Source organism: Synechococcus sp. BS55D (assembly GCF_004332415.1).
Classification (GTDB): domain Bacteria; phylum Cyanobacteriota; class Cyanobacteriia; order PCC-6307; family Cyanobiaceae; genus Synechococcus_C.
This window is the reverse complement of record NZ_PHQT01000001.1, coordinates 247,636-266,642: the sequence shown is the minus strand read 5'-3', so window position 1 is coordinate 266,642 and position 19,007 is coordinate 247,636. Positions and strand designations below refer to the sequence as shown.

Annotated in this window: 20 protein-coding genes and 1 pseudogene; 8 read left to right on the top strand and 13 right to left on the bottom strand. The window is 62.3% G+C overall.

Going from position 1 to position 19,007, the window contains the following annotated elements; all coding sequences use genetic code 11:
- The first annotated feature begins 124 nt into the window (after positions 1 to 124).
- A complete protein-coding gene (locus CWE16_RS01385) occupies positions 125 to 2,260 on the top strand; it encodes an HAD family hydrolase (protein WP_131592377.1) in 2,136 nt (711 codons plus the stop codon).
- Here CWE16_RS01385 and purT read toward each other — a convergent pair.
- The gene (gene purT, locus CWE16_RS01380; protein WP_131592981.1) at positions 2,257 to 3,423 is read right to left on the bottom strand and encodes a formate-dependent phosphoribosylglycinamide formyltransferase; all 1,167 of its coding nucleotides are present in this window, start codon (positions 3,421 to 3,423) and stop codon (positions 2,257 to 2,259) included. The genes CWE16_RS01385 and purT overlap by 4 nt on opposite strands.
- Positions 3,424 to 3,469: 46 nt before the next feature.
- Here purT and CWE16_RS01375 point away from each other — a divergent pair, with 46 nt between their 5' ends.
- A complete protein-coding gene (locus tag CWE16_RS01375) occupies positions 3,470 to 3,628 on the top strand; it encodes a cytochrome B6 (protein ID WP_131592375.1) in 159 nt (52 codons plus the stop codon).
- A 30-nt stretch (positions 3,629 to 3,658) separates the two neighbouring features.
- Here CWE16_RS01375 and CWE16_RS01370 read toward each other — a convergent pair whose 3' ends face one another.
- Complete coding sequence (locus tag CWE16_RS01370) at positions 3,659 to 3,907, bottom strand: hypothetical protein (RefSeq protein ID WP_131455099.1); 249 nt, start codon at positions 3,905 to 3,907, stop codon at positions 3,659 to 3,661.
- Between the two features lie 168 nt (positions 3,908 to 4,075).
- On the opposite strand from CWE16_RS01370, the gene CWE16_RS01365 reads away from it, so the two are divergent.
- On the top strand, positions 4,076 to 4,471 hold the full coding sequence (locus CWE16_RS01365; protein ID WP_131592373.1) for a hypothetical protein: 396 nt from the start codon (positions 4,076 to 4,078) through the stop codon (positions 4,469 to 4,471).
- Here CWE16_RS01365 and mraY read toward each other — a convergent pair.
- Together mraY and CWE16_RS01355 are read right to left on the bottom strand one after the other, a co-directional pair.
- Entirely contained in the window at positions 4,464 to 5,564 is a 1,101-nt protein-coding gene (mraY, locus tag CWE16_RS01360; RefSeq protein WP_131592371.1) for a phospho-N-acetylmuramoyl-pentapeptide-transferase, read from the bottom strand. The genes CWE16_RS01365 and mraY overlap by 8 nt on opposite strands.
- Before the next feature lie 50 nt (positions 5,565 to 5,614).
- Complete coding sequence (locus CWE16_RS01355; RefSeq protein WP_131455097.1) at positions 5,615 to 5,869, bottom strand: DUF3134 family protein; 255 nt, start codon at positions 5,867 to 5,869, stop codon at positions 5,615 to 5,617.
- A 75-nt stretch (positions 5,870 to 5,944) separates the two neighbouring features.
- On the opposite strand from CWE16_RS01355, the gene CWE16_RS01350 reads away from it, so the two are divergent.
- Positions 5,945 to 6,169, top strand: coding sequence for a hypothetical protein (locus CWE16_RS01350; protein ID WP_131592369.1), 225 nt, complete (start codon positions 5,945 to 5,947; stop codon positions 6,167 to 6,169).
- Positions 6,169 to 7,374: an argininosuccinate synthase gene (locus CWE16_RS01345; protein ID WP_131592367.1), complete on the top strand. Its 1,206-nt coding sequence runs from the start codon at positions 6,169 to 6,171 to the stop codon at positions 7,372 to 7,374. Before CWE16_RS01350 ends, CWE16_RS01345 begins: the two co-directional genes overlap by 1 nt.
- 3 nt (positions 7,375 to 7,377) lie before the next feature.
- On the opposite strand, the gene CWE16_RS01340 is transcribed toward CWE16_RS01345, so the two are convergent.
- From CWE16_RS01340 to CWE16_RS01325, 4 genes are all read right to left on the bottom strand, one after another.
- Positions 7,378 to 7,722, bottom strand: a complete 345-nt coding sequence (locus CWE16_RS01340) for a hypothetical protein (RefSeq protein ID WP_131592365.1) — start codon at positions 7,720 to 7,722, stop codon at positions 7,378 to 7,380.
- A 45-nt stretch (positions 7,723 to 7,767) separates the two neighbouring features.
- Positions 7,768 to 8,154, bottom strand: a complete 387-nt coding sequence (gene rpsF, locus CWE16_RS01335) for a 30S ribosomal protein S6 (RefSeq protein ID WP_131592363.1) — start codon at positions 8,152 to 8,154, stop codon at positions 7,768 to 7,770.
- An 80-nt stretch (positions 8,155 to 8,234) separates the two neighbouring features.
- A complete protein-coding gene (locus CWE16_RS01330; protein ID WP_131455092.1) occupies positions 8,235 to 8,699 on the bottom strand; it encodes a Tic20 family protein in 465 nt (154 codons plus the stop codon).
- Between the two features lie 32 nt (positions 8,700 to 8,731).
- Entirely contained in the window at positions 8,732 to 9,637 is a 906-nt protein-coding gene (locus CWE16_RS01325; protein WP_131592361.1) for a shikimate dehydrogenase, read from the bottom strand.
- 129 nt (positions 9,638 to 9,766) lie between these two features.
- On the opposite strand from CWE16_RS01325, the gene dnaK reads away from it, so the two are divergent.
- Positions 9,767 to 11,677, top strand: coding sequence for a molecular chaperone DnaK (gene dnaK, locus CWE16_RS01320; protein ID WP_131455090.1), 1,911 nt, complete (start codon positions 9,767 to 9,769; stop codon positions 11,675 to 11,677).
- Positions 11,678 to 11,779: 102 nt separating this feature from the next.
- Here the strand turns inward: dnaK and CWE16_RS12205 are convergent.
- The 3 genes and pseudogenes from CWE16_RS12205 to psbQ all read right to left on the bottom strand — a co-directional run.
- Positions 11,780 to 12,034: pseudogene (locus CWE16_RS12205) on the bottom strand (phosphate ABC transporter substrate-binding protein PstS); the annotation flags it as partial.
- Between the two features lie 60 nt (positions 12,035 to 12,094).
- Positions 12,095 to 13,192 carry an NAD(P)/FAD-dependent oxidoreductase gene (locus CWE16_RS01310; RefSeq protein WP_330848522.1) on the bottom strand — a complete coding sequence of 366 codons (1,098 nt, stop codon included), beginning with the start codon at positions 13,190 to 13,192 and terminating at the stop codon, positions 12,095 to 12,097.
- A gap of 17 nt (positions 13,193 to 13,209) precedes the next feature.
- Positions 13,210 to 13,668: a photosystem II protein PsbQ gene (psbQ, locus tag CWE16_RS01305; protein WP_131592357.1), complete on the bottom strand. Its 459-nt coding sequence runs from the start codon at positions 13,666 to 13,668 to the stop codon at positions 13,210 to 13,212.
- Positions 13,669 to 13,745: 77 nt separating this feature from the next.
- On the opposite strand from psbQ, the gene purU reads away from it, so the two are divergent.
- Together purU and CWE16_RS01295 are read left to right on the top strand one after the other, a co-directional pair.
- Entirely contained in the window at positions 13,746 to 14,600 is an 855-nt protein-coding gene (gene purU, locus CWE16_RS01300; RefSeq protein WP_201737939.1) for a formyltetrahydrofolate deformylase, read from the top strand.
- 26 nt (positions 14,601 to 14,626) lie between these two features.
- Positions 14,627 to 15,898: an O-antigen ligase family protein gene (locus tag CWE16_RS01295; RefSeq protein WP_131592979.1), complete on the top strand. Its 1,272-nt coding sequence runs from the start codon at positions 14,627 to 14,629 to the stop codon at positions 15,896 to 15,898.
- Here CWE16_RS01295 and CWE16_RS01290 read toward each other — a convergent pair.
- On the bottom strand, positions 15,846 to 17,420 hold the full coding sequence (locus tag CWE16_RS01290) for a B12-binding domain-containing radical SAM protein (protein ID WP_131592977.1): 1,575 nt from the start codon (positions 17,418 to 17,420) through the stop codon (positions 15,846 to 15,848). The genes CWE16_RS01295 and CWE16_RS01290 overlap by 53 nt on opposite strands.
- A gap of 81 nt (positions 17,421 to 17,501) precedes the next feature.
- Positions 17,502 to 18,995, bottom strand: coding sequence for a ClC family H(+)/Cl(-) exchange transporter (locus CWE16_RS01285; RefSeq protein WP_131592353.1), 1,494 nt, complete (start codon positions 18,993 to 18,995; stop codon positions 17,502 to 17,504).
- Positions 18,996 to 19,007: the final 12 nt, after the last annotated feature.

Below are 19,007 nucleotides of genomic sequence, written 5' to 3'. Positions count from 1 at the left end.
TCGCGGTTGTGAGGGTGATCAATAGCGAATCTCTCAGATTCTTTTCAGTTTTTTGCTTGATTGCCGCCCTTATCTCTTAACCAAGGCAATCGCTTGATTGCCCTGTTGTGCGTCGGGGGTGAGTGTGGGTTTGAAGCTGTTGCATCTGCACCTGCACGGACTGTTTCGGTCGCACGATCTTGAGCTTGGCCGTGATGCCGACACTGGCGGTCAGACCCTCTACGTGCTCGAACTGGCCAGGGGCCTGGCCGCTCGTCCGGAAGTGGAGCGGGTTGAGGTTGTCACTCGCCTGATTCAGGATCGGCGCGTCTCCGCTGATTACGCCCGAAGCGAGGAACTGATCGCCCCGGGGGCTTCGATCCTGCGCTTTCCCTTCGGACCACGCCGCTATCTGCGCAAGGAATTGCTCTGGCCGCATCTCGACGAGCTGGCTGATCAGTTGGTGACTCGTCTCCAGCATCCTCAGCATCGACCGGATTGGATTCATGCCCATTACGCCGATGCCGGATACTTGGGCGCCCTGGTCAGTCGCCGGCTTGGCATCCCTCTGGTCTTCACCGGCCATTCCCTCGGTCGCGAGAAATTGCGTCGCTTGCTTGCCGCTGGTGGGGATCACGAACAAATCGAGCAGGCGTTTGCAATCAGTCGGCGCATCGATGCCGAGGAGCTCGCCCTGGCCCATGCCGATCTGGTGATCACCAGCACCCGCCAGGAGGCGGATGAGCAATATGCCCGTTACGGCCGCTTCCAGGCCGAACAGGCTCAGGTGGTGCCGCCGGGCGTGGACTCCCAGCGGTTCCATCCCGATGCCACGCCAGGCGAAGCTCCTGTGGTGGATGGTCTGTTGGCGTCCTTTCTCAGGGAACCGGAACTCCCTCCCCTGCTGGCGATTTCCAGGGCGGTTCGTCGCAAGAACATTCCGGCACTGGTGGAGGCGTTCGGTCGTTCTGCGGTGTTGCGGCAACGCCACAATCTGGTGCTTGTGCTCGGCTGTCGAGAGGATCCCCGTCAACTCGAGAAACAGCAGCGAGAGGTGTTTCAGCAGGTGTTCGACCTGGTGGATCGCTACGACCTCTACGGCAAGGTTGCTTATCCCAAACAGCATCAGCGCGCGCAGATTCCCGCCGTGTATCGCTGGGCGGCTCGTCGTCGCGGTTTGTTTGTGAATCCGGCGCTCACGGAACCCTTCGGGCTCACCCTTTTGGAGGCCGCGGCCTGTGGGTTGCCGATGGTGGCGACTGATGACGGAGGACCGCGCGACATCCTGGCGCGTTGCGATAACGGTTTGCTGGTCGATGTGACCGACCTGGAGGCGCTTCAGGATGGTCTGGAACGAGCCAGCTCTGATCCGGAGTGCTGGCGTCGCTGGCGCGACAACGGCATTGAGGCGGTCAGTCGTCATTTCAGCTGGGATGCCCACGTCTGCCGTTATCTGGCCTTGATGCAGCAGCGGGTCCATGCGGCTGCATCCCCAGTTGCAGTCCGAACCACCAGCCCTGAGAGGCGTCCGCTTGGTGATCGGTTGCTGCTGTTGGATCTCGACAGCAGCCTCGAGCATCCCGATGCTGACGCGCTTCAGCTGCTTCGGCAGCAGCTCGAGGCCAGTGGGCCAGGGGCCGGGGCTGGCAGTTTTGGGATTCTCAGTGGTCGTTCGCTGGCCGCGGCCCGTCACCGTTTTGCTGAGCTGCACCTGCCGTCGCCAGGGGTGTGGATCACCCGGGCAGGCACGGAGATCGCCTACGGAGAGGATCTCGAAGCCGATCCCCAGTGGGCTGCGCGGATTGCGGTGGACTGGCAGCGAGAGGAGGTGGAACGGAGCCTTTCCGATCTCGGTGCCCATCTTGAGTTGCAGGATTCAGCCCAGCAGGGCCCCTTCAAGGTCAGCTACTTGCTTCGACAACCTGGCGAGGCGATTCTGGCGTTGGTGCGTCAGCGCCTGCGCCAACGTCGCCAGGCGGCGCGTCCCTACCTTCGCTGCCACTGGTTTCTGGATGTGTTGCCACTGCGGGCTTCTCGCAGTGAAGCGATCCGTTTCCTCGCGCTTCGCTGGCAACTGCCCCTCGATCGGATTTTGGTGGTGGCCAGTCAGCAGGGCGATGCCGAACTGGTGCGTGGTCTGCCTGCCACGGTGGTGCCTGCCGAACATGACCCTTGCCTGGAGGGCTTCCGTCAGCAGCAGCGCGTGTTCTTTGCCAGTCGCTCCAAAGTGTCTGGTGTGCTCGAAGGGCTCCAGCACTATCGCTTTCTTCAGCGTCGCTAGGCGCCTAGCACCTGAATCCGGTCTGCCGCTCGGTCTGCCTTGCTGCGGGCTTCGTTCAGATCCGATCCCTGTGCGAGGGCGACCCCCATGCGCCGGCCAGGCCGGGCATCGGGTTTCCCAAACAGCAGCACTTCGGTGTTGTTCTCCTGCAAGGCCTCTGTCAGTCCTGCGTAACGCACTTGCTTCAGGTGCTCATTCGCCAGGATCACGCGGCTGGCTGAGGGTTGTTCGCAGCGGATCGTTGGGATCGGTAAACCGAGCACGGCGCGCAGATGCAGTTCGAACTCACTCAGGTTCTGGCTGATCAGTGTCACCAGGCCAGTGTCATGCGGGCGTGGCGAGAGCTCCGAAAAGATCACCTCATCGCCGCAGAGGAAGAACTCCACTCCAAACAGTCCTGCACCGCCCAGGTTGTCGGTAACGCTGCGCGCCATGGCTTGGGCTTGTTCCAGCTGTCCGGCGCTGAGGGCGGCGGGCTGCCAGCTGCATTGGTAGTCACCACCGCTCTGTTCGTGACCGATCGGTGGGCAGAACAGGGTGGTGCCATCGCTCTGACGAATCGTGAGCAGTGTGATTTCCAGCTCGAAACGAAGGAATTCCTCCACGATCACCCGCTCAGCGCTTCCGCGGGCTCCTGAAACCGCTGCCTGCCAGGCCGCGTCCAGTTCATCGGCACTGTGCACCACGCTTTGCCCTTTGCCGGAGGAGCTCATCACTGGCTTCACCACCACGGGCCAACCCAATGGTTCCGCAGCCTTTCTCAGTTCTTCGAGGTTGGCGGCATAGGCGAAACGCGCGGTACGCAGTCCCAGGGGGCCAGCCGCCAGGTCTCGGATCCGGTCCCGGTTCATGGTGACTGCCGTCGCCCGTGCCGTAGGGATCACCCGGATGCCGTCATCCTCCAGGGCCTGGAGGGCATCCACGGCCAGCGCTTCGATTTCCGGAATCACCACATCCGGTTGATGACGTCGCACCACCGTTTGCAGCAGCTCTGGGTCGGTCATGGCGAACACCTCCGCCGCATCCGCAACCTGCATCGCGGGAGCGTTGGCATAGCGATCGCAGGCGATCACCCGGCATCCGAGGCGCTGGGCAGCGATCACCACCTCTTTCCCCAGTTCGCCGCTACCCAGCAGCATCACCGTTTTTGGAAACAGGGTCATCGTCATGGACAGGGCAGCATGGGGTGATCTTCGCGCTCCACCGGCCATGCCTGTCGTCTTTGCGTTTTCCACGGCTGGCGATGCGGCGGATGGTCTGTTGTTCGGCTGGGAGATCGCCACCATGCAGAAGTGGGCTCTGATCTATCTGGGTGTTTCGTCGCTCGCGTTTCTTGTGGTTTGGATTGTGGGTGCGCTCCGGCGATAGTGAGGTCAGGTGACAGTGAGGCCGGTTGGCTCAATCGGGTTGATCCGGAATCAAGGTGAGTTGCCGTTCCGGCGATTCCTCATTGATGAACCCCCAGGCATCGAACACCTCCGCCTGGGGATGGGTGATCCTTGCCTCTCCGGCGGAACGTTCCAACTGGAATCCTTCCCCGGCCATCCGTCGCATCAGGCTCGCGGCTTCTTCGAAGCGGGCCGCCATGGCTTGGAGGCTGGGGCAATCGCTGGTGAGCCCAGCTTCCTTCCAGGTGAAATAGGCCATGGCAATGCGTCCAGGGTCGATGGCTGGGGCTGAGTTTCATGCTCTCCGAAGAACGGAAAGATCTTCAGCCTGAGACGAAAACGTAACGGGAAAGCAACAGTTTCGTGTTGTTTAGGTGTGCGCTTGACGCTGGTTCGTAAGCCGGAAGGCTCTTAAATTCTGTTTTCCATGGATCGGCCACTCCCCGTGCAGCAAGTCAGGCTTTGGTTCGAGCGTTCGGCCCGCTGGCTGGTGCTGTTTGGAAGTACAGCATCATTTCTGAGGGCGTTCTGGGCTGTGTTCTTCGTTTGGCCTGCACGATTGCAGGTCACCGTTTCCTTTGTGTCGAGGACGGGTCAATGGGACCGGTTGTTGATGGAGGGCGCCAGTTTTCTTGTGTTTGTTCCGCTGACTGTTTTTCTGGAGCTTTATCTCGTGTTGTTGATGCTCAGGGAGATCAACCAGGCGCCATCGATCTGGCATTGGCGTTCGTTTCGTCGTCGCTGGCCGATGCTTCCGATCGGCCTAGCCGTTGCTCTGCAGATTGTGGAGGGATTCAAGGGGGTCTTCTTTCCCTTTATGTAGGCGGAAGGACGAGCAGCCCCAGCAGCACGAGGCCTGCATTGATCAGCCAGAAGCTGCGCACCACCGTTTGTTCGCTCCAGCCACCCAGTTCGAAATGGTGATGCAGCGGTGCCATTCGGAACACGCGACGGCCTACGCCATCGGGGCCTTTGGTGGCCTTGAACACCCAAACCTGAAGGATCACGGAGAGGGATTCCGCCAGGAACACACCTCCCATCACCAGAAGAGGCCAGAGGCTGTTGCTGAGCAGCGCCACGGCGCTGAGGGAAGCCCCCATCGCCAAGGACCCGGTGTCACCCATGAACAGTCTTGCCGGGTTGCGGTTGTGGGCGAGAAAGCCCAGCCAGGCTCCGGCCATGGCCATGCAGAAGCCAGCCAGGGCTGGATCACCACTGTTGCCACGCAACATCAGCTGCAGGGCAAGCCCTGTAAACACCAAAGCTCCGCAGCCGGAGGCCAGTCCATCGAGGCCATCGGTGAGGTTCGTGGCATTGCTTTCCGCCAGGAACACAAACAGGGCGAGGGGCCAGATCAGCCATCCCAGAGACAGGGTCAGAGCAAAGGGCAGGGCAACGCTGCTGCTGATCCAGCCCTGGGATCCTGCAAAGGCAAGGAAAAGAATCGCTGTCAGGCCCTGCAGCAGCAGCTTGCCTCGTGCCGTCAGTCCTTTGTTCGTCTGTCGCGTGAGGCTGCGCCAGTCATCGATTCCGCCGATGACCATGTAGGCGAGGGTGACCGCTGCAACCGCCAGCAGCCGTGGACCGCTTTCCTCGCCCACGGCGCTGAGGGAGCCGACGATCACCCCGACCGGCACCACCAGCAAGCCACCCATGGTTGGTGTTCCGCCTTTGCGTTGATGGGCCTCGGGTCCGTCTTCCCGAATCACCTGCCCCATTTTTAGGGCCCGCAGCTGCGGCACCCCCCAGGCCGTTGTCGCGGCCGCGATCAGGCTGGCCACCAGCAGCGGCAGGCTCAGCAGGCTATTGGGGATCCAACGATCGGCTGCAAAGGCGATGCTGAACACAACGACGGCCAGAACCGTCGCTGCAATGCGTCCGTCTGAACTGGATCTCGGCGCCAGGGAGTCGCTCAAGGCAGGGGCGTTCGGGCGCGCCGAGATTAGGGCGGTTCAGGCCTGTGGGATCAGTCTTCCCAGTTCTCTTCGCTCTGCTCGTCAGCGGCGTTGTAGTCCTCTTTCTCGCCCATCAGTGCGGAGAGTTCCTCCTCTTCCACCGTGCTCACTTCCGGTGAGGTCGACTCCTCGTCTTCCACCAGACGACCGCTGGTTTCCAGCCAGCTCAGCAGATCGGGTTCCTCACGCAGGGGCAGCACCGGTGCGGGCTCCTTGCGCCCGTAGCGGGTCAGAGCCGGGTTGATGCTGTCGAGGGCGCTGCTCATCGCTGAGGACAAGTCCAATCAGTCCAATCCGTCATCATAGGAGACAGCGTTGATGTCCACCTTGCCCCTCAAAGCGTGCCCCTCAAGCTGAGCTCGTTGCTTGGGGTCTGGTTGCTGGCGCTGTTCATCAGCGCTGCTTTAAGGCTCTGGGGTGCGACCCATCTCGATCCTGTCCCGCTCGCCTGGCCAGGACTGCTGGTGCTGGTGTTCGGTCCTCCTGTGGTGCTGGCGGTGTGGCTCTTGCTGGGCTGGGCCGACGGGGAGGGAGAATCAGACGATCGTGATCAGGAGTCCAGTTAATGGGGCGCGCGAAGAAAGTGGTGCTCGCCTATTCCGGTGGGGTCGATACCAGTGTCTGCATCCCCTATCTGAAGCAGGAGTGGGGTGTGGAGGAGGTGATCACCTTCGCCGCGGATCTAGGTCAGGGCGACGAGTTGGAGCCCATTCGTCTCAAGGCCCTTGAGGCAGGCGCCAGCCAGTCGCTGGTGGGTGATCTGATCGAGCCTTTTATTCGTGACTTTGCCTTCCCTGCGATCCGTGCCAACGCGCTTTATGAAGGTCGCTATCCCCTCTCCACAGCGCTGGCCCGGCCACTGATTGCCCGCCGTCTCGTGGAGGTGGCTCGCGAGGTGGGTGCCGATGCCGTGGCTCACGGTTGCACCGGTAAGGGCAATGACCAGGTGCGCTTTGATGTGGCCATCGCCGCCCTGGCTCCGGATCTGAAGGTGCTGACGCCCGCTCGAGAGTGGGGCATGAGCCGCGAGGAGACGATTGCCTACGGAGAGCGTTGCGGGATTCCGGCTCCTGTCAGTAAGAAATCCCCTTACTCGATCGATCTGAATCTGTTGGGTCGCAGCATCGAGGCTGGACCGCTCGAGGATCCGATGGTGCCGCCTCCTGAGGAGGTGTTTGCCATGACCGCCTCGATCAGCGATGCCCCCGACCAGGCCGAGGAGATCGAGATCGTTTTTGAAGCGGGCAATCCCGTCAGCATCAATGGCCAGCGCCTCGATCCTGTGGCCCTGATTCGTGAGGCCAACCGTCTGGCTGGCCGTCACGGCATCGGCCGTCTCGACATGATTGAAAACCGGGTGGTGGGCATCAAGAGCCGGGAGATCTATGAGACCCCGGGCCTGTTACTGCTGATTCAGGCCCACCAGGAACTCGAGAGCCTCACCTTGGCTGCGGATGTGCTTCGCACCAAGCGACAGCTGGAGATGCAATGGGCTGATCTGATCTATCAGGGGCTCTGGTTCGGTCCGCTCAAAGAAGCTCTGGATGGCTTCATGGATCGCACCCAGCAACATGTCAATGGGGTGGTGCGTCTGCGCCTGCACAAGGGCAACGCGATCGTGATCGGCAGAGCCTCGGAGACCAGCAGCCTTTATGTGCCGGCCATGGCCTCCTATGGCAGCGACGATCAATTCGATCACCGCGCCGCCGAGGGCTTCATCTACGTGTGGGGGCTGCCGATCAGGCTCTGGGCTGCTGCTCGCCGCCGCTGACGTTCAGGCAGCCCTTTCCGGGACCTCGCAGTTGTTGACTTCGCAATCGTTGCGTTGTTTCCAGCGCAGGGCTGCTTTGAGGAGGGGCGGCGTCTTGGTGGTGTTCAGGTCCTGGGCACTGGCCAGCAGTCGATACCGCTCCAGAAGCGGTTCCAGCCGTTGCTGGAACTTGCGTTCGAACAGAGCGGGCAGTTCTTCAAGCAGGGCTTCATACTCTTCAACCCTGGCCTCCAACTCCTGCACGCGCTGCCGGAGTTGATTCACATCGGTTGTTTCTTCCTCGCTGGGCTCATGGAGAGCTCTCCAGACAGGGAAGGGTGCTTGATAGGGGTCCGATCGTTCAGCCATGGCCGGAGATTATCGCCGGGCCATGGCTGCATCAATCCAGCTGTTTCAGGAACCGGCGGTTGCGGTTTCCTGCTCCGCTGCCTGAGGCTCTGCGCTCACCGTTTCGCTGCCAGGCATCACCCGGGGTGCGGGCAGAGGGCCTTCTTGCTTCACGGTGAGGTAGCGGATCACGTCTTCGCTCAGGCGCATCGCCTTCTCCAGCACGGCCACCTGCTGGCCATCACCGTTGTGGCTGAGCTGCACGTAGATCCCTTCCTTGTGCTTGGCAATCGTGTAGGCCAGGCGGCGCTTGCCGCGCATCTGGTTGTCCAGCACTTCGGCCCCGGCTTCCACAAGGATGTCCCGATACTTGGTGAGATGGGACTCGACTTCCTCTTCCGGAATATCCGGACGGAGGATGTACATGGTCTCGTAGTAGGGCTGCTGGGTCATGGAATCCGATCCGACGGGGACTGAAGGCTCACCAGGGTGAGCGACGGATTCACCAACTTAACGCCTGAGGGGTTGACAGCTCAGTAGAGCTGCATGCGGACCGCCTGACTGAGACCAGGTAGATCCGGTTCCCGTCCCCGCAGGCATTCGATCACTGCAAAGATCACCACGGCCAGCACGGCGATCACCACCGTGCTGGAGAGGGTTCGCAGCATCAGGCCGCCACCCAGGGGCTGCAGCAGGATTGCGAAGGCATAGCCCAGCAGCACCACGACGATGTCCACCAACAGGGCCTGGAGCGTGTTGAAGCGGATGAAGTAAGGCACGTTGCTGTTGCGAACAACGGCCAAAAACAACAGGAAGAAGATCAGCAGGTTGCCGAAGGGGATTCCCCGCTCCAGCAGCACAAGCGGCAGTGCCGGAAGGGTGAGCCATTGCAGCCAGGGGAACTGACCCATCAGATGGCTGCCAAAGGGGATGGCATCACTCCAGGGCAGCACGTAAACCAGCAGGCCGAGCAGTCGCTGCCAGACGGGGATGGACATGCGGCGGTTATGGCTGGGCTGACGCTAGGCGGTCAGGCCTGAGGGGTCAGTTGTGCCAGGGCGGCCTCTCGCATGATCTCGACTGGAACGTCCTGGCGACCGGACCAGAGGCGCAGGGCGGCTGCCCCCTGTCGCACCAGCATTTCCAGACCGTCCAGGGTCTGACAGCCCTGGGCTGCCGCCAGTTGGAGCAAGCGAGTTGGCCTGGGTGTGTAGATGATGTCGACCATCCAGCTCCCCGGTTTCAGGCGATCGATCTGATGGGTGCTCAGAGGGCTTGCTTCAGCGGCTTCCGGTTTTGAAGGAGAGGCCATTCCCACAGGGGTGGTGTTCACCACAACATCGCTGTGCTCCAGCGCATCGTTGAGGATCTCGTCGTCGCTCCAGAGGAGCGTTTCCAGTTGAGGGGACCAGCTCCCGCAGGCTGCCATCACGTCCTCCAGCACCGTTTGGCGACGACCGGCGATCTGGATCCGGGTGCAGCCGAGTTCGGTCAGTCCTGCCACCACGGCACGGGCGCTTCCACCGCAGCCCAGCACCAGGGCTCGGCGCTCGCTCCAGTCGGATTCAGCTTCCTGCAGGGGGCTGTAGAAGCCTTCAACGTCGGTGTTGGTGCCAAACCAGCCGCCCTCGGCGTGCGGCACCAGGACATTGACGGCACCGACTCTCTGGGCCAGGGGGCTGAGTTCCCGGCAGAGTCCGGCAACGGTTTGCTTGTGGGGAATGGTCACGTTCAGGCCGCGGCAGCCGATCGCCTCAAGCCCCTGGGTCACGCTGCCTAGCTGGTCAGCAGGGGTCGGTAGGGCCAGAAACACCCAATCGAGCCCCATCGCCTGCAGAGCAGCGTTGTGCATGGCAGGGGAGAGTGAGTGATGCACCGGATCGCCGAGAAGGCCCACCAGACCGGTGCTGGCGCCGATGGTCCCGGGGCTGGTCATGAACGGGTCTGCGCGCTGACTTCCCAGCCTGCCTGGCCAACTGTTCGGGAACCACACCTCGCCTGTGGGAGGCCCCATTGCTGAGGATGCAGAAGTTCAAGACGGACTCAATCGAGGAGGTGGGATCCCATGGGCAAGGTTGTTGGTATTGACCTCGGCACCACAAACAGCTGTGTTTCTGTGATGGAGGGTGGCAAGCCCACCGTTATTGCCAATGCCGAGGGGTTCCGCACGACCCCCTCCGTGGTCGCCTACACGAAGAATCAGGACCAGCTCGTTGGTCAGATCGCCAAGCGCCAGGCGGTCATGAATCCCGATAACACGTTTTATTCGGTCAAGCGTTTCATTGGCCGTCGTGTCGATGAGGTCAACGAAGAGTCGAAGGAAGTCAGCTACACCGTTGAAAAGGCTGGTTCCAACGTCAAGGTCAAGTGCCCGGTGCTTGACAAACAGTTCGCCCCTGAGGAGGTGAGCGCTCAGGTGCTTCGCAAGCTTGCTGAAGATGCCGGCAAGTACCTGGGGGAGACCGTCACGCAAGCGGTGATCACCGTTCCCGCTTACTTCAACGATTCCCAACGTCAGGCCACCAAGGATGCCGGCAAGATCGCCGGCCTCGAGGTGCTGCGCATCATCAACGAGCCCACGGCCGCTGCGCTTGCCTACGGCCTCGACAAGAAGAGCAACGAGCGCATCCTCGTTTTCGACCTCGGCGGCGGCACCTTTGATGTCTCCGTCCTCGAAGTTGGCGATGGGGTCTTTGAGGTGCTCTCCACCTCCGGTGACACCCACCTCGGTGGTGATGATTTCGACAAGGTGATCGTTGATCACCTGGCGGACAGCTTCAAGGCCAACGAAGGCATTGATCTGCGACAGGACAAGCAAGCTCTGCAGCGTCTCACCGAGGCGGCTGAGAAGGCCAAGATCGAGCTCTCCAGTGCCACGCAGAGCGAGATCAACCTGCCGTTCATCACGGCGACCCCTGAGGGTCCGAAGCATCTCGACCTCACCTTGACCCGCGCCAAGTTCGAGGAACTGGCTTCCAAGCTGATCGATCGCTGCCGCGTGCCGGTGGAGCAGGCTCTCAAGGACGCCAAGCTCTCCGCTGGCGAGCTCGACGAGATCGTGATGGTGGGTGGTTCCACTCGGATCCCCGCCGTGCTCGAGCTGGTGAAGCGGATCACCGGTAAGGATCCCAACCAGACGGTGAACCCCGACGAGGTGGTGGCTGTTGGTGCCGCCATTCAAGGCGGTGTGCTCGCCGGAGAGGTCAAGGACATCCTTCTGCTGGACGTCACTCCCCTCTCCCTGGGTGTGGAGACCCTCGGCGGTGTGATGACCAAGATGATCTCCCGCAACACCACGGTTCCCACCAAGAAGTCGGAGACTTACTCCACAGCTGTGGATGGTCAGACCAACGTGGAGATTCACGTGCTCCAGGGCGAGCGCGAGATGGCTTCCGATAACAAGTCGCTTGGAACCTTCCGTCTTGATGGCATCCCCCCCGCCCCCCGTGGCGTGCCTCAGATCGAGGTGACCTTTGACATCGACGCCAACGGCATCCTCAGCGTCACCGCTAAGGACAAGGGCAGCGGCAAGGAGCAGAGCATCTCCATCACCGGTGCCTCCACCCTCAGTGATTCCGAGGTCGACAAGATGGTGAAGGATGCCGAGGCCAACGCCAGCGCCGACAAGGAGAAGCGCGAAAAAATCGACCTGAAGAACCAGGCCGAGACCCTCGTCTACCAGGCCGAGAAGCAGTTGGGCGAACTCGGTGACAAGGTTGACGATGCCGCCAAGGCCAAGGTGGAGGAGAAGCGCACCCAGCTCAAGGAGGCCACCGAGAAGGAGGACTTCGACGCGATGAAGTCTCTGCTGGAGCAACTGCAGCAGGAGCTCTATGCCTTGGGTGCCTCCGTTTACCAGCAGGCCGGTGCTGATGGCGCTGCAGCCCCAGGTGCTGATGGTGCTGCCGGTGCCGCCGGATCCAGCAGCGATGCTGGTGACGATGTGATTGACGCGGAATTCACTGAATCCAAGTGATTGCTGCCTGAGGGTCGTTCGCTCGATCTGCGCCATCAAGAAAGGGGGCCCGAAGGCCCCCTTTTTGCTGTCTGACGCATCAGACGGATCGGTTTCAGAGGATCACTGGCTGATCTGGGACACAGCAGCCTTGGCCTTCTCCACGACCCCTGCGGGCAGGCTCACATAGGTCTTCTTCAGGCGATCGGTTTGGTCGGCATTCCCGGTTTTGTAAGCCAGGATCCAGGTGAAGGTGACGATCGGGTAACCCTTGGGTGGATTGGGATTACCACCGATCAGATCGGGGCCGAGATCGATGGAATCGAGAGCCAGGCTTTCGGTCTCGTTGGTGGGCTTTACCAGCTCGCTAGAGGCATTAACCGGACCCTATGCAGATCGTTTTGGGTTGGCCTTTAAGAGTCTGTAAGGCTCTCGTCATCATCGGTTTGTGATCTGTTCGCAGACCCACTCCGCTGTTGCCGGGGCCAGCAGCACACCGTTTCGGTAGTGGCCACTGGCCAGGATCAGGCCTGGTTCGAGCACCTCCAGGAGTGGTGCAGGCCGATCGATCGGTCGGGCTCGAAGCCCTTGCCAGTGCCGGACGATGGTTGCCCGCTGCAACCAGGCGGGAGCCTGGCCCTGCAGGGAGAGCAGCTGGTTCAGGGCTTGCGGATCGGCCTGGGTTCCTGGCTCCAGGGTTGCTCCCAGCCAAAGTCGTTGACGACCGTTCGCCGATGCACCCTGCCGCACCAGATTGATGCCCTGGCAGACCAGCACTGCCGGCCAGGGGGAGCAGGGTGCGCTTGCTTCCGCCAGCTCCAGGTCCAGCACTTGGCCCAGGACCGGTTCCAGCGCACGCTGATGGCCCAGTTCTGCCAGTAACGGTTGGGCGGCCAGGCCACTGCAGACCACCACCTGGTCGGTTTCGAGCAACCCACTGCTTTGAATCTCCAGAGTCCAGGGTTTCCCGATCAGTGCAGGCGATGGTGGAGCGCGGCGGATTCTCGTCACCGCTTCGCTGATCAGGGTCACATCGAGCCGAGTCAGCTGCTTCCGCAGGGCCTTCAGGAGCGCCAGGGGATCAATGCGTCCATCCTGGGCGGAGTGAAGGGCGCCATGCTCTCCGCCAGGCCAGTCGGGATGCTGCCGCTGCAGGTGCTCCTGGCTTAGGAAACGCAGCCCTGAACTCTGACGCTCCTCGGCAAGCGCTTGCATCTGCATGCCTTCTTCTTCGGTGGCGGCCACTTGCACCAACGGTGTCTGGAGCCGAAGGGGCTGCCTTTCATCACCGAGCTCCTCTGCCCATTGGGGCCAGAGTTCCATGCTGCGTCGCCGTAGGCGCCAGGCGCGACCACTGGATCGCCTGAAGACCAGTCCCATCAGGATTCCCAGGGACGCGACGGTACCGCTGTCGAGCGGACCTGAACGCTCTCCGGAGGGGGGTGGAGAGCCGAGCCTGGGATCAATCAGGGTGACGGAATGACCGGCCTTGGCGAGGCGCCAGGCGCAGCCGGCCCCAACGGCTCCGGCTCCGATAACAGTGACTGAGGCGCTCAGCTGAGGGCTTGGGCGGGGATCACCTTGGCGTAGTTGGAGAAGCCGGTGGCGACTTCCACATAGGCCTTCTGGAGCTTCACACCGTCCTGGAGTCGGGCTGCTTCGTCAAGGTTCGCCAGGGCGTCCTTCAGGGACGTAGCCAGCTCATTGGCTTCTGCCCGGTCGCCTGGCAGCAGACGCTGATTGATGTACAGCATTTCGCGGCCGACTTCCTGCATGGGCCCATGGATCAGGTTGCGGGTGAAGGTCCAGTCGCGCTTGTTCACGAGCGCTGCCAGTTCAGACAGTCGCTCCTGGGCACTGGTGAATCCCTCTGCCTGACGGCGAATCACGGCCATCTCCTCGGGGCTGATGGTGGCGGGCTTGGCCTTTGCGCCGCCGCTGCAGGCCGCAAGGCCAAAGCAGAGGACGAGGCAGAGGCAGAACGCAGCGAGGCGACGCATGGCGCTCAGCATTGGGATTCCAAGGAAGACTCGAGGACTTTAACCGTGATCGCACAGGGTCAGAATCGATGCTTCCACGTTGGTGAATCGTGTCATCCCCATCGGTGATTCTTCAGGTGATCTGTCCGGATCGACCTGCCCTGGTGAGCGAGTTGGCTGGATGGGTCGCGGCCAATGGCGGCAACATTCGCCACGCCGATCACCACACCGATGCCGGTGCCGGCCTCTTTCTCAGCCGGATTGAATGGGAGCTGGACGGTTTCGGGTTACCGCGCCAGGCGATTGCACCGGCGGCTGCGGCCCTGGCAGAACGCCTCGGTGGTGAGGCGCAGCTTCACTTTTCTGATGAGCATCCCCGGGTGGCGATCTTTGCCAGTAAGCAGAGTCACTGTCTGTTGGATCTGCTCTGGCGTGCCCGAAGCGGCGAGCTGCCGATGCAGGTGCCTCTGGTGATCGCCAACCATCCCGATCTTGAGTCCCTCTGCAAGGACTTCGGTGTGCCGTTCGTGTGTGTTCCTGTGGAGAAGGAGCGCAAAGCCGAGGCAGAGCAGACGATCTTGTCGTTGCTTCGGGAGCATCGGATTGAACTAGCGGTGCTCGCCAAGTACATGCAGGTCCTCAGTGCAGACTTCCTTGCCGAGTTCCCCACCGTCATCAACATTCACCATTCCTTCCTGCCCGCGTTCAAGGGTGCTCAGCCCTACCACCGGGCCTGGGAGCGAGGTGTGAAGCTAATCGGCGCCACAGCTCACTACGTCACCGAAGATCTCGATGACGGCCCGATCATCGAGCAAACGATCGCGCATGTGAGCCATCGCGATGAGGTGGAGGATCTGATCCGCAAGGGCCGTGATACCGAACGCCTGGCACTCGCCAGGGCGCTGCGACTGCATCTGCGTCGTCAGGTGATGGTCTATCGCGGCCGCACTGCGGTGTTCGCGTGAGTCCGGTCCGTGTTCTGGCGGGAGCCTTGGCCACTGAGCGGCCGCGGCAGGCAGCCCCCAGTGGCTGGCTGCTCTTTCAGTTGGGTGTTGTTCTGCTGCCTTCCTCTGCGCTGTTAGGGAGCCTGCTGCTCTTCCCAGCGCTGCTGATCGGCAGTCTGCGTCGGGAGCGCAACGGCTGGAGCGATCCCTGGACGCTGCCCCTGATCCTGGCCGCGGTGCTGATGGTCAGCGGATGTTTGCGCGCTTATTCAGGACCGCTGGCCTGGGCTGGACTTGCCAATTGGCTTCCTTTCTTCTGGGGGTTCTGGGGCTTTCAGCCCTATGTCTCCGATACCGGCGGACGCCGGCGTACCGCCCTTTGGCTGGTGGCGGGAACCGTGCCAGTGCTAGTGACCGGTCTGGGCCAGATCTGGTGGGGTTGGCAGGGTCCTTGGCAGTTGTTCAACGGCCTGATCATCTGGTTTGTGACCCCGGGGGGTGAACCGAGCGGCCGTCTGTCCGGGTTGTTCGATTACGCCAATATCGCCGGGGCTTGGCTGGCTTTGGTCTGGCCCTTTGCACTTGCAGCCCTTGTGCAGCCGGGGTTGAAACCAGAGCGGCGGGCCCTGGCGATTCTCCTCGCGACTGCCCAGGTGGCTGCTCTGCTGCTCACCGATTCCCGTAATGCCTGGGGAGCGTTGGTGCTGGCTGTTCCAATCGTGCTGGGAGCTCAGAGCTGGTTCTGGTTGCTACCGCTGTTGCTGCTGACTCTGTTTCCACTGCTGCTGGCTGTGCTGCCAGGGGTGCCATCAGCGTTTCAGCAGCCGGCCCGGGCCCTAGTGCCTGAAGCGATCTGGTCTCGGCTCACCGATAGTCGCCATGCGGCGGAGCGGGCGCTGGCTTCCACCCGTCTCAGTCAATGGGGAGTTGCATTGCAGCTGATCGGGGAACGTCCCTGGCTGGGCTGGGGGGCAGCTGCCTTCTCCGTTCTCTACCCCTTGCGTACCGGCAAGTGGCACGGCCATGCCCACAACCTTCCCCTGGAGCTCGCTCTGAGCCATGGCCTACCGGTGGCCATGCTCCTCATCGGTTTTGTCTTGGCTCTGTTGATCACCAGTCTTCGGAGGGGGCTGCGCACCCTCTTTGATCGGGCCTGGTGGGCGTCGGTCTTGATCCTGGTGGTGCTGCATGGCACCGATATGCCGTTCTTTGACAGTCGGCTCAACATCGCCGGCTGGATTCTGCTGGCTGGGTTGCGGATGATGCTCAGGCCAGATCCAGGGCTTGCCGCTGATGGGCCGCCAGGGTCGACGCGCTAACGGGGCCGTCGAGATGGGTCCAGGGCAGAACCATCTGTTCATCCCAAACGTCATGAACCACCTGCTCCCAGGGCGGGGGAACGGGCAGGGTGACTCCGGCGCTGGTGGTTGATGGCAGCTCCCCTGCCCGTGCTGCCCGGTAGGCCTTCTTCCAACCCCCCAGGCTGTCCTGCGATCCGCGCACGGCAGCGATCACCGGAGCGAGCCGACGATCGCTGCGGGAGAGCAGGGCTTGAATCACGCTCCATCCGTAGCTTTCCGGTCGCAGCTCAATCCCCTTGGGTTTGAGCCGTTTCGCCAGAAGCTTGAGTCGTTGTTCAGCCTCCGGTCGCACGCCTTGCCACTGGAAAGGGGTGTGCGCCTTCGGGACGAAGGTGCTGACACCCAGAGTCAGGCGCAGCCCCGGAGTGGCTTTCTTGAGATCCAGCAGCAGAGAGGCGGTGTCTTCCACATCGCTCTCCTCTTCAGCTGGTAGCCCGACCATGCCATAGAGCTTGAGACCGCTCAGGCCTCCCTGCTTGGCATGCCGCGCTGCTGCTTCGATTTCGCTGGTGCTCAGTTTCTTATTCACGACTCCGCGCATCCGTTCACTGCCGCTTTCGATCGCGATCGTGAGCGACTTACTGCCACGACGGGCTAGCCCCTGGGCGAGATCCGGTGTCACCGTGGCGGCCCGCACTGAACTGACGCTGACGCGCAGATCCTCGAAGCGGTCTTGGCCAAGCCAATGCAGCAGTTCGCTGAACTGGGGGTGTTGGGTGACGGAGGCGCCGAGCAGTCCCAGGCGTCGGGTGGCGGTGAGTCCTTTCTCCACAGCTGGAATCAGGCCGTCATCCAAGGAGGGGGTGCGGAAGGGCAGGGTCAGGTAGCTGGCGAGGCAGAAGCGACACAGTTCCGGACAGCTACGCACCACCTCCACCATGTGAATCTCTGGCCAGGCCGCTTCCGGTGTAATCACCGTGGAGTGGCTGAGGCTGTTGCCCCGCCAGGTCTGTTTGGCGATTCGCTCGGGGCAGTCCGCTTCGATCGGCTCGATCGACCGCAGGCAGCCATCCGGGTCGTAGCGGGGTGCATAGAGCGCAGGCACGTAGATGCCTGGGATCCGGGCCAGGTGACGCAGCTGTTGCGCCCGGGGTTGATCTCTCACGCTCTGGAGCGCATCGATGAAGGCTGGCAGCAGCTCCTCTCCATCACCAAGCAGCACCACATCAAAAAAAGGCGCCAGGGGCTCAGGGTTGGCGGTGAGCACCGGCCCACCGCCGAACACCAGCGGATCGTTGTCGCTGCGATCAGCACTCCAGATAGGAATCCGCTGCTGTTCGAGCAGATCGAGCAGCACCGGTCCGTCGAGCTCCCAGCTCAGGGAAAGACCAAAGAGGTCGCAGTGTCGGTGTGGTGGATCTCCCTGATCGGTGAACAGGCGGCGGACGTCCAGATCGGGGCGCATCGCCAGGGTGGCCCAGACGATCTGATAACCGAGGCTTGTGATGCCCACCGTGTAGGTGCTCGGAAAGGCCAGCACCGTCCGCAGGGCGCCTGGGTCCGGCACTGCCGGATCAAACAGCAGGGTTTCCTGGTTCAGGAGGGCGTCCGGGATACCCCATCATCCTGCAGGGTCATCTGAAGCTTGAATCGCAGGCTGCGGTGGTGGGGGAGGCTGAAAGGCCCGGCGTCGGACCGATCCATCCCAGGCGTGGTGGATGCCGCCTCGGCGCTCCCGTTGAGCGGCCAGGTGGTCCTCCACCTGCAGTTCCATTCCCAGTTGGCGTTCGTAGATCGAGCGCTGATCAAAGAGCCGCGCGATCAGAAAGCTTGCTAAGCAGGCCACCAGAATTGGCTTGAGGATCAGAAGATCTTTGGTGAGCGCGAAGGCCAGAAACATCGCTGTGATCGGCGTGCGCGAGCAGCTGGCCACGAAGGCGCCCATGCCGGCAAAGACGTAAGTGCTGGGCACATGCCCAGTGAGCGCTTCCACCCAGATACCGCAGGCCAGGCCAATGGAGCCTCCCAGGGTGAGCATGGGAAAGAACAGGCCGCCAGGAGCTCCGGAGGCGGCTGCCAGCCCTGTGCTGAAGAACAACACGGTGAAGGTCCCCAGCGCCATCGGGATGTCGGCGCTGCCATCGGCGATCAGATGCTGGAGGCCTTCCAGGTTGTGAAAGGGTTCAGGCAGAAAGGCATACACGCCTCCGAGCACACCGCCACTGATCACCATGCGCAGCACGAGCCGGTCTCCAAACCAGGCATTGCCTTTGCGTTGCATGGCCAGCACATAGCGGCAATACAGCTCTGCGAGCACTCCGACGACCACCCCCAGTGCGATCAGATAACCAAGATCGATCGGTAGAAAATTCACCAGAGGCGTGTACTCCCGTTCGAGTTGAAAGCCTTCGGTGGCGTCAAGCCCTCCGCTGCTGGGGCTGAGGCCGGCCAGGCCGAGGACGTCGGCCCAGGCATCCGCCCAGAAGGTGGTCACGATCACCAGCAGCAGCACCACCGGGCGGGCGGAATGCAGCAGTTCCTCCACGGCGTAGACAAAGCCGCCGATCGGGGCGCTGAACACCGCTGCGATACCGGCCCCACCTCCAGCGGCCACGATCACGCGTCGGAAGGCCACCGGAGCCTTGAGCCATCGGGCCATTTGCCAGGCGACCGATCCCCCCATTTGCACGGAGGGGCCTTCGGGGCCAAGGGGAAAACCGCTGCCGATCGCCACGATGCCTGCGATCAGCTTCACCAATCCCACCTGGAGGCCCATCGGTACGGCCCGATGCTTGAGGAAGCCCATGATGTGGGTGATGCCGGATCCGCCGGCGGCCGGCGCCAGATTGGCAACCATCAGGCCTGAGATCAGGCCGCCGACGGCGCCGAGGCCTGGGAGGACCGCCCAGGCGGGCAGGTCGGCCAGAAGCTCCAGTCGCCAGCTGCCCAGAAGCTTGATGCCCGCCTTGAACAGCACCCCGGTCAGAGCGGCCCCGAGCCCGGTGAGCATCAAGGCCAGAACCACGACCCACCAGCGCCGCTCCAGTAAACGGCGGATGCTGCGACTGGAACCCAGCTGGTGCCGGCGTTGCTTCGGTTCGCTCAGAACAACCATGCGGTGCGTTCT

Bases quoted from the DNA above. Each gene is read 5' to 3' on its own strand.
- CWE16_RS01330 (WP_131455092.1), bottom strand. From the start codon at position 8,699: ATGTCCATCCCCGTCTGGCAGCGACTGCTCGGCCTGCTGGTTTACGTG.
- CWE16_RS01365 (WP_131592373.1), top strand. From the start codon at position 4,076: ATGGATCGGCCACTCCCCGTGCAGCAAGTCAGGCTTTGGTTCGAGCGT.
- CWE16_RS01345 (WP_131592367.1), top strand. From the start codon at position 6,169: ATGGGGCGCGCGAAGAAAGTGGTGCTCGCCTATTCCGGTGGGGTCGAT.
- CWE16_RS01355 (WP_131455097.1), bottom strand. From the start codon at position 5,869: ATGAGCAGCGCCCTCGACAGCATCAACCCGGCTCTGACCCGCTACGGG.
- CWE16_RS01340 (WP_131592365.1), bottom strand. From the start codon at position 7,722: ATGGCTGAACGATCGGACCCCTATCAAGCACCCTTCCCTGTCTGGAGA.
- psbQ (WP_131592357.1), bottom strand. From the start codon at position 13,668: ATGCTGAGCGCCATGCGTCGCCTCGCTGCGTTCTGCCTCTGCCTCGTC.
- CWE16_RS01325 (WP_131592361.1), bottom strand. From the start codon at position 9,637: ATGACCAGCCCCGGGACCATCGGCGCCAGCACCGGTCTGGTGGGCCTT.
- purT (WP_131592981.1), bottom strand. From the start codon at position 3,423: ATGACCCTGTTTCCAAAAACGGTGATGCTGCTGGGTAGCGGCGAACTG.
- CWE16_RS01370 (WP_131455099.1), bottom strand. From the start codon at position 3,907: ATGGCCTATTTCACCTGGAAGGAAGCTGGGCTCACCAGCGATTGCCCC.
- rpsF (WP_131592363.1), bottom strand. From the start codon at position 8,154: ATGACCCAGCAGCCCTACTACGAGACCATGTACATCCTCCGTCCGGAT.
- dnaK (WP_131455090.1), top strand. From the start codon at position 9,767: ATGGGCAAGGTTGTTGGTATTGACCTCGGCACCACAAACAGCTGTGTT.
- CWE16_RS01285 (WP_131592353.1), bottom strand. From the start codon at position 18,995: ATGGTTGTTCTGAGCGAACCGAAGCAACGCCGGCACCAGCTGGGTTCC.
- CWE16_RS01375 (WP_131592375.1), top strand. From the start codon at position 3,470: ATGCCTGTCGTCTTTGCGTTTTCCACGGCTGGCGATGCGGCGGATGGT.